This window comes from Chitinophaga oryzae (assembly GCF_012516375.2).
GTDB classification, from domain to species: domain Bacteria; phylum Bacteroidota; class Bacteroidia; order Chitinophagales; family Chitinophagaceae; genus Chitinophaga; species Chitinophaga oryzae.
In genome coordinates, this window is sequence record NZ_CP051204.2 from 968,304 (window position 1) to 980,568 (window position 12,265).

The 12,265-nt window shown below is 50.3% G+C and carries 14 protein-coding genes and 1 tRNA gene; 9 read left to right on the forward strand and 6 right to left on the reverse strand.

The genetic code is table 11. From position 1 onward, the window contains the following. The first annotated feature begins 67 nt into the window (after positions 1 to 67). From HF324_RS04095 to HF324_RS04125, 7 genes are all read left to right on the forward strand, one after another. Positions 68 to 142: transfer RNA gene (locus HF324_RS04095), tRNA-Pro, on the forward strand. Positions 143 to 393: 251 nt separating this feature from the next. Further along, a complete protein-coding gene (locus HF324_RS04100; protein WP_168861956.1) occupies positions 394 to 678 on the forward strand; it encodes a DUF3892 domain-containing protein in 285 nt (94 codons plus the stop codon). Positions 679 to 772: 94 nt separating this feature from the next. Further along, the gene (locus HF324_RS04105) at positions 773 to 1,306 is read left to right on the forward strand and encodes a GNAT family N-acetyltransferase (protein WP_246269408.1); all 534 of its coding nucleotides are present in this window, start codon (positions 773 to 775) and stop codon (positions 1,304 to 1,306) included. Positions 1,307 to 1,402: 96 nt separating this feature from the next. After that, entirely contained in the window at positions 1,403 to 1,723 is a 321-nt protein-coding gene (locus HF324_RS04110; protein WP_168809795.1) for a hypothetical protein, read from the forward strand. Between the two features lie 153 nt (positions 1,724 to 1,876). Continuing rightward, a complete protein-coding gene (locus HF324_RS04115) occupies positions 1,877 to 2,407 on the forward strand; it encodes an RNA polymerase sigma factor (RefSeq protein WP_168861957.1) in 531 nt (176 codons plus the stop codon). 7 nt (positions 2,408 to 2,414) lie between these two features. Further along, entirely contained in the window at positions 2,415 to 4,079 is a 1,665-nt protein-coding gene (locus tag HF324_RS04120) for a hypothetical protein (protein ID WP_168861958.1), read from the forward strand. Positions 4,080 to 4,337: 258 nt separating this feature from the next. Beyond that, positions 4,338 to 5,864, forward strand: a complete 1,527-nt coding sequence (locus HF324_RS04125) for an alpha/beta hydrolase-fold protein (protein ID WP_168861959.1) — start codon at positions 4,338 to 4,340, stop codon at positions 5,862 to 5,864. A 182-nt stretch (positions 5,865 to 6,046) separates the two neighbouring features. Here HF324_RS04125 and HF324_RS04130 read toward each other — a convergent pair whose 3' ends face one another. The 5 genes from HF324_RS04130 to HF324_RS04150 form a co-directional block, all read right to left on the reverse strand. After that, on the reverse strand, positions 6,047 to 6,781 hold the full coding sequence (locus tag HF324_RS04130) for a hypothetical protein (RefSeq protein ID WP_168861960.1): 735 nt from the start codon (positions 6,779 to 6,781) through the stop codon (positions 6,047 to 6,049). Between the two features lie 131 nt (positions 6,782 to 6,912). Continuing rightward, positions 6,913 to 7,461 (reverse strand): hypothetical protein, encoded by a 549-nt coding sequence (locus tag HF324_RS04135; protein ID WP_168809804.1) that lies wholly within the window; start codon positions 7,459 to 7,461, stop codon positions 6,913 to 6,915. Between the two features lie 155 nt (positions 7,462 to 7,616). Then, positions 7,617 to 8,252, reverse strand: a complete 636-nt coding sequence (locus tag HF324_RS04140) for a flavin reductase family protein (RefSeq protein ID WP_168861961.1) — start codon at positions 8,250 to 8,252, stop codon at positions 7,617 to 7,619. Positions 8,253 to 8,383: 131 nt separating this feature from the next. Continuing rightward, a complete protein-coding gene (locus HF324_RS04145) occupies positions 8,384 to 8,914 on the reverse strand; it encodes an OmpA family protein (protein ID WP_168861962.1) in 531 nt (176 codons plus the stop codon). Positions 8,915 to 9,479: 565 nt separating this feature from the next. Further along, on the reverse strand, positions 9,480 to 10,376 hold the full coding sequence (locus tag HF324_RS04150; protein WP_168861963.1) for a glycerophosphodiester phosphodiesterase family protein: 897 nt from the start codon (positions 10,374 to 10,376) through the stop codon (positions 9,480 to 9,482). Positions 10,377 to 10,526: 150 nt separating this feature from the next. Here HF324_RS04150 and HF324_RS04155 point away from each other — a divergent pair, with 150 nt between their 5' ends. Both HF324_RS04155 and HF324_RS04160 read left to right on the forward strand, forming a co-directional pair. After that, positions 10,527 to 10,685, forward strand: a complete 159-nt coding sequence (locus tag HF324_RS04155; RefSeq protein ID WP_168809812.1) for a hypothetical protein — start codon at positions 10,527 to 10,529, stop codon at positions 10,683 to 10,685. 19 nt (positions 10,686 to 10,704) lie between these two features. Next, on the forward strand, positions 10,705 to 11,721 hold the full coding sequence (locus tag HF324_RS04160) for a serine hydrolase domain-containing protein (RefSeq protein ID WP_168861964.1): 1,017 nt from the start codon (positions 10,705 to 10,707) through the stop codon (positions 11,719 to 11,721). Between the two features lies 1 nt (position 11,722). On the opposite strand, the gene HF324_RS04165 is transcribed toward HF324_RS04160, so the two are convergent. Further along, entirely contained in the window at positions 11,723 to 12,265 is a 543-nt protein-coding gene (locus HF324_RS04165; protein ID WP_168861965.1) for a hypothetical protein, read from the reverse strand.

The window sequence follows — 12,265 nt, forward strand, 5'->3', positions numbered from 1 at the left end:
ATTTGGTTTTGTGAAATTTATACCTACATTTGCATCCCGAATTGCCGGAAACGGTATCCTGTCGGAACGGGGCGTAGCGTAGCCCGGTTATCGCGCCTGCTTTGGGAGCAGGAGGTCGCAAGTTCGAATCTTGCCGCCCCGACGGAAATAAGGACCCGCTCTATGAGCGGGTTTTTTATTTTTATACGCTGCCGGAAATTAACTGCATTGTCATCCTTCATCGTCAATATTCCGCTCCGGGTCTGTTAAGCCAAAGCCTGATGTTTCATCAACCTGAATATAATGGCGTGATAGCTTTCTGTATAGTGGACCCTTCAATTTAACAGAAGTGCGGTTTCCCGTAAACTGTTTGTGATCAAAAACCCCATTTTGCAGGTCAATAAATTATTTACTATGACCAGACTTCAAGTTACCTGTAGTAACAAGCGTGACAGCTACTACGACGCTCATGAACGAATTACCCATATCGGAGGGACAACCGGTAATGGCACTCGCTGGAAATTGACGGTTGATGAGGCCATCAAGTCAATTGAACAGGGCACGCATCAGTTTTTTGTTAGTGTAAACGGCCGGAACGCAGATGTTATCGTCGCGTTACATAACAACCAGAAATACCTCAAAACTGAACCTGATGCATACAGCCCCAATAACTTACTGAGTCTTCCGGATTGTTTGTAGGATAAACGTTCCTCAAAGGCCGTGTGTGTACAAGCCGGACTGGTAAAGGACAAAAGGAAAACACTTCCTTTTGTCCATTTTATTACGTCTGTTTATGTTGGACATTGTTATGGAAAAATTGTACCTTAATACTATCATTGATGGTATTATGATCACACCTAACATCACACTGCGTAAAACAGTCGTTGCTGATTTAGAAGTTTTTTTCCTCTTCCAGCTCGATGAAGAAGCCAATCATCTGGCAGCCTTTACTTCAAAGGACCCGACAGACAAAGCGGCCTATCTTGAAAAATACACCAGGCACGCTCAGGACCCAACGATCAACATGTGCACGATCATGGTGGATGATGTTATCGTGGGAAGTATTGCCAGGTTTGAAATAGAAGGAGAGGCGGAAGTTACCTACTGGATTGATAAAAAGTACTGGGGGCAGGGTATCGCCACCCATGCGCTGAAAGCGCTTTTAGCCATGGACCCTGCCCGGCCTGTCCGCGGCCGCGTGGCATTTGATAATCCGGGTTCGCAGAAGGTACTCGAAAAATGCGGCTTTGTCAGGATCGGGACAGACAAAGGTTTTGCCAATGCCCGGCAGGCGGAGATAGAAGAATATATTTACCAGCTGATGTGATTACCGGCGCCTCAACTTATCTACGTTTATTTTTTTTCTGTGTTGACCCAACCTCTCCGATGATGTCTGCCGTTTACCTTTGTAAACGACTTTTCTATGAGATATCTTCCACTTTGTTTTTTAGCGGTAGTACTGGGTATTTGCTGCATGATTGGTTGCAGTAAAGATATGAGCCAGGTGACCCGCGAAGAGCTGGCAGCGCAAAAAGCGGCTAAGCTGGCAAGCGATTCTGTTGGTCTTCCCGGAGATACCACCCGTCATGATTCCATTCCTCATCCGGGTGATACCACCAGGCCTCACTGGCCCGTGGATAGTCCGAAAATTCCGGTAGACAGCCCCAGGGTTCCGGTGGATAGTCCCCGGCATCCGGTAGATACGTTCCGGCACTCCCGTCCGTACAGTGCACGGAGTAATTAGCCTGATAACGTATATGCTATCAAGTTAGAAAACAGGATTCTGTTCTACATTTGCAGACAGAACTGATAAAACGATAGTTGCTGTAAGACTCACCGTCTATAGCAACTTTCCCCGTTTTGGTAACCCACATTTCTACTGTAACAGGATTGCCCTTTGGAAGATTTACAGCAATTGGTACGTGAGTGCCTGACGAACGACAGGCGAAGTCAGGAGAAATTATACCGGAGGTTTTACCCGGCACTATTCCTATTGTGCAGGAAGTTCTTCAGCCAGCATGAAGAAGCGGTGGAGGTATTGAATGATGGTATGCTGCGTGTATTTACACAACTGGATAAATACGACGCCGCCAAAGGAGAACTCTTCAACTGGGTGTATACTGTTGTGAGAAATACAGCGCTGGATAAAATACGAAGCCGTAAGTGGCCGCCTCACCACGAAATTGACGAAGAGGGAGCCGTAACGCAAAACAATATTCTGAGCAAGCTGGAGGGGGAAGATATCTACAAGCTGCTCGATGCGTTGCCGCCCTCCACCAGGGCTGTATGTTCGTTGTTTTACCTGGAAGGGCTCCCGGTAAAGGAAATAGCAACAATGCTGCAACAGAGCCAGGGAACCGTGAAGTGGCACCTGAGTGAAACACGAAGTAAACTGAAACCGATATTGGAGCAATTTTACCTTAAATGATACCCGCGTGAGTGAAAGTAACCTGCATCAACACTTCCGGGACGATGGCAATGTCCCCATTCCCATACCTCCTGCTGACGACAGCTGGAAGCTCATGGAACGGCGCCTGAATGAAGTAATGCCTGTGGCCCACCTGGCCGGCGGACAGGCCGCCCCTGGTCCGACTGGTATTATCAATAAAATACTGCCTGCTGTTAAATATGCAGCCGCTGCCCTGGTGGTATCCGGTGTGGTGCTATATGGCATACATAAAATCAATCATCGCGGTCCGGCTTCCACTCCGGAGAAGGAAGCCAGCCCTGTTTCTGAAAACGATAGCACCAGCAAGACGACAGACTCGCTGAAGGACCGCACCAACGCAGCTGTCTGGCCGGATACTGCATGGATGGTTAACAATACAACACCGGCAGTTAACGCTGCCGATAGTGCCGGAACATCGCCGGCCACCGCCAGCGGTAACTTAATCGGGGATACGCCTGCGGTTACCGGCAGCAGCAGCACAATAGTGGCTGCGTCCACAGGCGCAAATACGCCAGCGGGCAGGCCGGCAATGAATACACCGGCAGGTGCCGGGACGATTAAAAGTTCACAGCCTCCTGCTGCCGGAGCCATTGCGCTAAAGCTCCCGTCAGCCGGGAAAGCAGCTGCACCCAAAACGATTATCCCTGCTGGCGGAAAGGTTTCTCATGATGCAGGCGCCGCCAAAGCTGCCGCCGATAGTGCTGCCCTGGTTGCCGGCAGCATGATAAAAGCGGATACGCACCAGGAAAATACTTTACCATCCGCAGACCAGCAGCGAAGCGGAGAAAACAATACCGGTCTTCCGGCGGCAAGCCCGGGAGATCATCCTGTTGCAGTAATAGGTCTGGCAGACGTTAACCTCCCTGACGCAACCGCCATGCTAAAACCTGGGTTACCTGTCAGACTGACCCTGCAACCACTTTTCCGGCCTGTTAATCGCACCGTTAACAGTTCGCTGAAGGTCAGCCGCGAAACCATGGACCAGCTTACCAAGCGCCGTATACCGCTTCCCCGGCCCCATTTCCCGGGATACTGGCAACTGATGGCGCAATGGCGAATTCCGGTACCACTGGGTAACAACCCGGCTTTGTACAACGGTCCTGATGGTAACGCCCAGGTATACCGGCTGCTGGTCCCGGGTGTCAGAGTGCAGCGTACGTGGAACAACGCTGCCCTCAGCCTCGACCTTAATCTGATGACCACGCAGCTGTACCGTAATGACCCCTACTATGACAAAGTAAGTCCGGTGGGTGCCAATGACATGATTACCCGCACGCTCCTGCAAACATATGGCTATAGTGTATCGCTGGCATATCATCATAGGATTGCCGGCAATTTCTTCGGAGGTGCCGGTATTCAGGGCTACTATGGTCATACCGCTTCGATCCTTGAAACGGTAAAGTACCGCGATACCACAGGCACTCACACTAAAAAAACGACTTACGGTGAGAAAAGTAAGATCTGGAATAACATCGGCCACTTCCAGGGGCAGCTAACAGGCGAAATCCATTACGACCACGCCGGATGGCAGGCAGCCCTGCGTACGGTCATTCCGGTACTGCACACGGCAAGAGATTCCACCGGTATGAACATGAAGCCTGTACCGCAGGTGGAGCTGATGCTCAGATGGAAAATTAACCGGCGAAAGTAGCGGCACTCGTCCGCTCGTCGCGCAGGTAGAATGTTACTTTCACTATCATGGCTTTGGGGCCTCAGGCTACTTGTCTTCCTTGCCAGCGATGGACGCCTGTATAAGTAACGTTTTAAATTTCCGGATGAAAACAAACGAAAAAATCTTATAAAGGATTGAACAGTTATGCTTAAGTTTAAGTGAACAAGGCAGGCAGAACTTCCGCCAGCCTGTCCTGTTGGTGATAGCATGGTTTAACAGGCAGTAAACACCACCCACATGAAAAGTAAGCTGGTTTTGTTTTTTTTCATTTTAGTATTGATTATTACTCCAACTGTCATACATGCCCAGGACACGGTATGGAGAGTATTTGACACCGGAAAACTCGATTCGCTGAATTCCACTGTCTTAAAAGAAAAAAGACTGATACAGGTATTTGTCCCGCCGGCATATAAACCCGGTAGCGCAGATAAATACGACGTGCTGTATGTACTGGATGGAGGTAACTGGAACACGGGGTTGATCCTGAAAGTCCGCCGGTTCCTGGAAGACGAGCGTTATATACCGCCCATGATCATCGTGAGCATTATGGGAATAGACCGTAACAAAGACCTCACGCCTACCCGCATAGAGGGTTGGAATACTTCCGGTGGGGCGGCTAATTTCCTCGCTTTTATCAAAGATGAACTGATACCACATATCAATAAAAATTACCCATCCAATGGAGATAATACATTGTGGGGCCATTCATTGGGCGGCTTGTTCGTGGTTAATGCGCTCTTAAATGCACCGCAGGCATTTAAATCCTACATTGCTGTTGACCCCAGCCTGTGGTGGGATAACTGTTATATCCAAAAGATGGCTCCCGGTAAGCTGCCTGCGTTGGCGGGTTCAAATACTACGTTGTTCATCAGCGGCAGAGAAGGAAAGGAAGGCGCTGTCATGAAAATCGACAGCATGGACCTTGTCCTGCAACAGATGGCCCCGGCCGGTCTGATGTGGAAAAACATCGCTTATCCGGACGAAACACATAGCTCTGTGAGACTGAAAAGTATATACGATGGACTGAAGTTCTCCTACGGATGGCAGAACGGAAGCATTGACTTCCATCCGCGGAGTGGTATCATCCGGAAAAACGATACCGTACGGGTATGGTATTTCGGCGATACAGTCAATGTGCATTATACGCTAAATGGGGCAGAGCCTACGAGGGCATCGGAGATAATACAACCGGAAATATTGCTTACGGAGGCAGCTACGGTTACCGTAAAGCAGTTCACCCGCCGCGCCCGTTATGATAAGATGAAATCAGGGGTTTTTGCTGCAGGCAAAACTTTGCAGCCGGTGGCAAAACCGGCCCGTATACGGCCGGGAGGCTTCCGTTATGCCTACTATGAAGTGGATTCGTCTCAATTTCAGCAACTGAAGGGACTAACGCCGCAACAAACAGGCATCACAGACAGCGCTTTCAACCCGGAAAAACTTCCCCGCAAAAATAACTATGCCCTGCTGATTGACGGATGGCTGGAGACCAAAGAAGACGGCTACTATATTTTTGTGCTGGATGCTGATACCGGTTCCAGATTATATCTGAATGACCAGTTATTGATACGATGGGCCGGTTCTTCGGCCAACCGGACTTCCTCCTATATATTGCCGCTGAAAAAAGGGTTTTATCAATTCCGGCTGGAGTACCTGCATAAAAACGAAAACTTTGGCTTAAGACTGAGTTATATTATCCCCAGTGCTATCCAGGCCAAAGATCCAACGCCGGTCCCCGTGAATCTGCAATATAGCCGCCGGTAGGTATGTCCGTTTGCCTCGGATCATTTTCTCTCTCTAATGCTGGCATGCTGCGCGGAAAACAGACCGCAATACATGATGCTTTTCCGGGCGCAACGGCGACCGCCAGCTGAATCGGTAAAAAAAAGCCCCCGCCACGGCTGCTGCCTGTGAGCCGCGGCGGGGACCATCCAATAACTGTGTGCTTAGAAATTAGACGACAGATAGTTATTGCAGCTAGGATCGGAGCTGGCTAATGTGCCGGCATTGTAAGGAGGACGGCTGGTGTTGCAGTATTTGGCTTCTGCAGATACCGCAAGATATTCAGCCTGATTGCTCAGTACATAAGACCCTGCAGGGTAAACATTGGAGTAGCGGCAGTTCTGCCACAGGTTATAGATAGTGGCATTGTTGAAACCGCCGGATATCCACCTGTCATGCAAATAGTGGATCAGCTCGTGGAAGATGACGTTGCCGGGACCGGTGTGTACGTTGCGGTAAACACTGAAGTTTACGATATAGACGTTCCCGTTAGTGTAAAACAGGTCTCCCTGTCCCGGGGCGTTATACACGTTGATAACCGCGCCGGTCATCCTGGATTTGGTAGTGGAAGTAGTGCTGGTGGTGTACAGTTGATCGATTTCTCCGTTGACCAGTGTTTTGATGTCGTTAGGCACGGTGCCGTAATAGTTGATGTTAAAAGAGCGGTAGCTGGCAGCTGCTACCATGCCGGTGGCTTCACCTTTGGCATTTTTGTTTTTGTTGAAGAGGTCGATGATCTTTTGCCTTTCCGGTGTGATGGTAAGGTGGTCTTCAACAAGTTGCTCTACAGGTTTTTCCGGGGCTACAGCAGGTTGATCAGCTTTTTTACAACCATACTGGATGGTGATGGTTAACAGCAGGGCAATAGCTGACTTAACCAGGGTTTTGGTGTGTCTCATTGGTAAGATTTTGGGTGAAGTTTTAAACTTGCCTGAACGGGCCAGACAAGTGGGTTTCAAAAATCACACAATGCTACAAACTAAAACTGCTATCTGGCGTCAATTGCAGCCTGCTGACAGCCTGCCACTGATTAAAATGTAACGCCGAGAATGAACACGTTGGTACTCACCCGTTTGTTGTCCAGGTTCACGATCTCATCATTGATCTTAATATCGCTGGGATATTTATAGGTGTAACCACGGTATAAATAGGAGGCATATACGCCGAACTTGTTGAAATGCCGGATGATACCGGCGCCCACCCCGTAAAAATGTTTGCCGGTTTCATTGAAAGTGGTCATTTGCTCTATGCCGGACGGAGCCGTCAGATTCTGTACTTTTTTTACATTGTAATTGTTGTAGCCAAACTGCCCCGATGCATACGGGGACCAGTTCTCCAGCCGGTATTTGATTTTGAGATCGAGAAATACCGGGATCATGGTATGGCCATCGAAGGAAGTCAGTTCTACCGCAGGGCCGATGTTGACAAGGTCCCAGAGTTCCACATTACCGGCCAGACCACCACCAAAAGCGCCATCATGTATCATGCCGTAGGCATAACCATATAAAAGCTTATCATTTTGTTGCGCGATGCTGAAAGCCGGCAGTAGCATTAACAGTAGGAGCAATCGTTTTTTCATGGTGACCAGGTGTTTAAAGATGATCAGGGATCACTTACTTAACAGACGGCTGGCAGATATTGTTGCCCCGTAGAAAAGGGAACCGTAGCGTTGTCTGCTGTAGTGCTGCCAAGATAATACAACAGACCGCAGGTGCACCGGTACCGTGTTATTTGTTATTTGTACAGGCGCTCCGGTATCTGTGCCAGCGCGGATGGGTGTACTTTGTCGCCCAGTCCGTAAAAATGCTGGAAACTCATGATGAGCGGGCGCCATTTGTCGGGGTCTACCCGGTCCGGGCTTCCATCCAGCAGGATAGCTGTGTCGAGGTATACCTGGCGGATTTTCAGTTCAAAAGTGATAATACGCCCGTATTGTGCCGGATCGTCCTGACCGAGGCTATGTACGGCCGTAACCGTGGCTTCCAGCTGCACAGGGCATTCTGCTGCCCGAGGGGCGGTTACGGTTCCCGGAGCGACGGGGGTAAATCCGGCAAGGGTAAATTTCTCTTTTACATGCCGGTAGCCCCGCTGCTGTTTTTTCTCCGGTACGGGATCAGCGCCGGTTGTCAGCGCGAGGCGGTCTACTGCCGCAGCTTCGGCCACAGAAGGAAGATTGAGTACGCATTCGCGGGTGCGTAACAGGTTTTGGGCGGTCTGCGAGGTGCTCCCCAGCCCGATCATGCAGCGCCAGCCCAGCCAGAAGGCGGATGACATGGGCGCAAGATTGTAACTGCCGTCTTCATTAACAGTGCTGATCAATACCACAGGTGTGCCGAAATACAGGATGGCGGTTTGACTGTCTACATGCATAGCTGATTCATTTATCCGTCAAAGTTGGCGCTTTGCAACTGCTGCGGAAACCCGTTTCTTGCCTTTCACACAAACGCATGAAAAAGGCCGCACCCATACGGATGCGGCCCCGATTATCGATTAAACAGCGTTTATTCTTTTACGTCGTAAAGGATCACAAATTCCACCCTCCTGTTTTTAGCTTTACCTTCTTCAGTGTTGTTGGAGGCAATGGGATGACGGTCTGCCAGACCCCAGGTAAACATACGGTCGTCGTTTACCTTGAACTCACTGAGCAGGTCTTTGGCGCGTTTTGCACGGTTTTCTGACAGCTCGCGGTTATAGCCGGAAGAGCCGGTGCTGTCTGTGTGCCCTGTTATGAGGATTTTGGTTTTGTTGTATTTGTTCAATACATCGGCAAAATGTTCAAATGTAGGTTTGATCTCAGGTTTCAGTTCATCAGAAGAAGAGGCGAACAGTACGTTGTTGGGGAAAATTACTTTCAGGCTGTCTCTGATAATGCTTACTTCCGCTTCGTTCAGTACATTCTTCAGTTCCTTGTACTGTTTCGTCATATATACATGCGGACTGGCGCTTTTCTTAGATGAGGCGCAGGAAGCCATAAAAGTAACGGCCAGCAAAGCGTATACCCAGTAACGTGAGGTCATTAACATTCTTTTCATATCCTGTTTATTTGGCTGCAAAGGTATCTAAATTTCAGATTATCAATTTGTTGTGATGAATATCTATAATATGTAGATAAAAATATATGTAAGAGAATTGTTTACCGGTTCTTATGATCGGTTTCTGAATAGGCTCAGTTTTTCAATGCCATCCGGTACCAGGTAGATGGCCTCCGGCTTGGGTGTTCAATGTGTGGGTATAACAACATTCTTGTACATTTTGTTTGCGGCCGGATGGGAGCGCTATGCCGTCAGGTGGGTAATGTCTGCTTCAGGGGGATGCCGCCAATGTTTTTCAGCCAAAGAAAAACCGCATTCCAACGTAATGAAGCTCCGGCTAAGAGGCCAGCCAATGTTTTGCAGCCAACGATGTGTGCAGCCTCCACAACTGGCCGGCAGGTGACGTCCGCGTCGGAGAACGAGGCGCCAAAATCCTGAAACCCTGAAACCCCGAAATCCCCGGATCCCTGGAAACCCAGGGCTCCGGAAGGAAAACAATCAGCGTTGATACCACCAGCAACACGAGTCCGGTGGGGTAGTCGATGACATCCCGGAGGGAAAACAATCAGCGTTGATAACTGCCTGCGATTTTAATGAGCCGGTCAGGATAGTTGGTGATGATACCATCAACGCCCAGCGAAAGCATCTGCTGCAGATCAGCTTCTTCATCTACTGTCCATGGCAGTACCTTTACTTTTTTAGCGTGCGCTTCTTTCACCAGTTCGGCTGTCACCAGCTTAAAATTAGGGCTGTAGATATCAGGTACGAAACCCAGTTCAGCTATGTTGGCCGCAAAGGACTGCAGATTGCCGATGAGCAGCGCTGTCTGCTGTTTGGGCCATTTTTTATGTAAGGCCTGCAAGGTCCTGATGTCGAAAGACTGAATGGTCACCCGGTTGGTGATTTTTTTTTGCTGCAGTACTGCCATCACCCGCTCAACGAATACGTCCGGCGCAGGATTGTATATGCCATCGCCATCCGGGGATGACTTGGTTTCCATGTTGTAATACACCGGTTTCAGCCGATGTTGTTTTACATAGGCCTCCACGCTGTCAATCAGATCGGCCAGCAACGGACGGTGTACATTCATTTTTTGCTGCTGCGGAAACCGGGGATGCGGTTTGGTGCCGGCATCATACTTACGGATACTGTCGTAAGTCATGGAAAACAGCGCCAGTTTTTTCTGTTCTGCTTTGGTGATATCGCTGCCGTCCGGCTTCCGCATAAATTCTGCCGACATGTAAGCATCGTGTGATACCACCACCTTATTGTCTGCCGTGATGATACAGTCCAGTTCCAGCGTACGGGCGCCCAGTTTAACCGCATTGAGCATGGCCGGAATTGTGTTTTCCGGCATCAGTCCCATGCCCCCGCGGTGGGCCTGTACATCCGTTTTCTGTTGGGCGTTGCTGTGAATCCCGAAAAGACTTCCTCCCAGCAATAAAACAAGGATACGTTTCATATCTTTTATGATTTTTGAATCTGCCCTCCAAGATACAATATTCGTCTCCGCGATAATAGCCCATCCGCATCGCAGCAGGAATCATAAACTAAATTTAACCATACATCCCGCTTTCATTATCTTGGTATAATAAAAAGAAAAGATGTTTGGTTGCATAGTATTGGCCGCAGGCCTCTCGATATACCCACCGGTAAAGGCCGCAGCGACAGCCGGGAACGACTGTACAGCGTTCGTCAGGCCACATTCTGCGGACACCGCGGCACCTGCGGCAAACAGTGCGGTATCAACTTCTTCCCTGCCGAAAGCTGACAATGTCATCCGGGCTTTTATGACGCAGTACCAGGTGCCGGGGATGGCTGTCGCCATTACCCGCAACGGTAAACTGGTATACGCCAAAGGGTTTGGTACGGCCAACCGCAGCACCGGCGAACAAGTGACGGCAGACAGCCGTTTCCGTATCGCCAGTGTTTCTAAAAGTATAACGGCAGTGGCTATACTGAAACTGGTTGAGGCTAAAAAAATTTCCCTGCAGGATAAGGTATTCGGCCCCGGCTGCCTGCTGGGCAATGTCTATGGCAGCAAGCCCTATAGCAGCCGGCTACAGGCTGTTACAGTAGAACACCTGCTGCAGCATACCGCCGGCGGATGGTCCAACAACGCCAACGATCCCATGTTCAGCCACCCGGAATGGCCGGCAGCTACTTTACTGGCCCGCACGATTGACCAGCAGCCGCTGGAAAACGATCCCGGCACGGTATACGCCTACTCCAATTTCGGATACTGTATCCTTGGACGTATTATAGAGAAGGTATCAGGCAAAAGCTACGCCGCCTATGTGCAGGAAGCAGTGTTACAGCCCGCTGGTATCCGGCATATGGAGATCGGCGGCAACACGCTGTCAGACAGGAAGCCCGGAGAAGTGGTGTACTACGGGCAGCTCGGCCAGGGTCCCTACAATTTTAACCTCTCCAGAATGGACGCCCATGGCGGCTGGATAGCATCGGCCACCGACCTGGCCCGTTTTCTCACCGCTGTGGACGGTTTTGCCTCCCGCCCGGATATCTTGTCCCCGGCTGCCGTCAAAGCCATGACTACCGGCTCACACGCCAATGCCGGCTATGCGCTCGGATGGGCCGTGAATGCGTGGAACAACTGGTGGCATGCCGGATCCCTGCCCGGTACCGCCAGCGAAATCGTACGTGCGGCCAACGGGTTTAACTGGGTGGTACTCTGCAATACCCGCACGGATAGATCTTTTTTCAATGATCTCGACGGGCTGGTATGGCAGATCGTTAACGACCGGCAGCTGGTATGGCCGGACGCAGACCTGTTCGCACCCCGCTGACTCACTCCTTCAGCGCCAGCAGGGTATCGTTGATCCGGTTGATCCGCCGTTGCCACAATTGCCACAACAGTACCATTTGTATGACTATCGCGATGGTGATGCCGGCCAGCAGCCAGTATTTGGGCGTGGTCCAGTTGATGCCGCTGCAAAAAAACAACAGTATGCCGCCCCAGCCCAGTACCCTTGACCCTACCGATAGCCAGGCATATTGCTGAAGTTGCCGCACTTTCAGCTGCAGGGATTGTAAGATGTCCGGCGCTTTCAGCCGGCCTGCCGCCAGCAGGTAACCATTGATATGCTGCACCAGCATGCAGGCCACCGACAGTACCAGTATAATGTTCAGGTACAGCGGCCTGGTATGGCCGTCAAAAAAATCATAATATGCCAGCAGGAACAGGACATAGCAACCGCTCTCCAGTATCAGCTGCCGGCGGATGCGGGACATGACGGGGTGCCCGCCCCTGGTACGCAGCAGCGCGGAAAGATCGCTATGCGCCGGTAGTTTTGCCTGTTGCCAGGCGGCTTTTAATGGATCATTTGTCAT

Bases quoted from the DNA above. Each gene is read 5' to 3' on its own strand.
- HF324_RS04100 (WP_168861956.1), top strand. From the start codon at position 394: ATGACCAGACTTCAAGTTACCTGTAGTAACAAGCGTGACAGCTACTAC.
- HF324_RS04105 (WP_246269408.1), top strand. From the start codon at position 773: ATGTTGGACATTGTTATGGAAAAATTGTACCTTAATACTATCATTGAT.
- HF324_RS04110 (WP_168809795.1), top strand. From the start codon at position 1,403: ATGAGATATCTTCCACTTTGTTTTTTAGCGGTAGTACTGGGTATTTGC.
- HF324_RS04125 (WP_168861959.1), top strand. From the start codon at position 4,338: ATGAAAAGTAAGCTGGTTTTGTTTTTTTTCATTTTAGTATTGATTATT.
- HF324_RS04130 (WP_168861960.1), bottom strand. From the start codon at position 6,781: ATGAGACACACCAAAACCCTGGTTAAGTCAGCTATTGCCCTGCTGTTA.
- HF324_RS04135 (WP_168809804.1), bottom strand. From the start codon at position 7,461: ATGAAAAAACGATTGCTCCTACTGTTAATGCTACTGCCGGCTTTCAGC.
- HF324_RS04140 (WP_168861961.1), bottom strand. From the start codon at position 8,252: ATGCATGTAGACAGTCAAACCGCCATCCTGTATTTCGGCACACCTGTG.
- HF324_RS04145 (WP_168861962.1), bottom strand. From the start codon at position 8,914: ATGAAAAGAATGTTAATGACCTCACGTTACTGGGTATACGCTTTGCTG.
- HF324_RS04150 (WP_168861963.1), bottom strand. From the start codon at position 10,376: ATGAAACGTATCCTTGTTTTATTGCTGGGAGGAAGTCTTTTCGGGATT.
- HF324_RS04160 (WP_168861964.1), top strand. From the start codon at position 10,705: ATGACGCAGTACCAGGTGCCGGGGATGGCTGTCGCCATTACCCGCAAC.
- HF324_RS04165 (WP_168861965.1), bottom strand. From the start codon at position 12,265: ATGACAAATGATCCATTAAAAGCCGCCTGGCAACAGGCAAAACTACCG.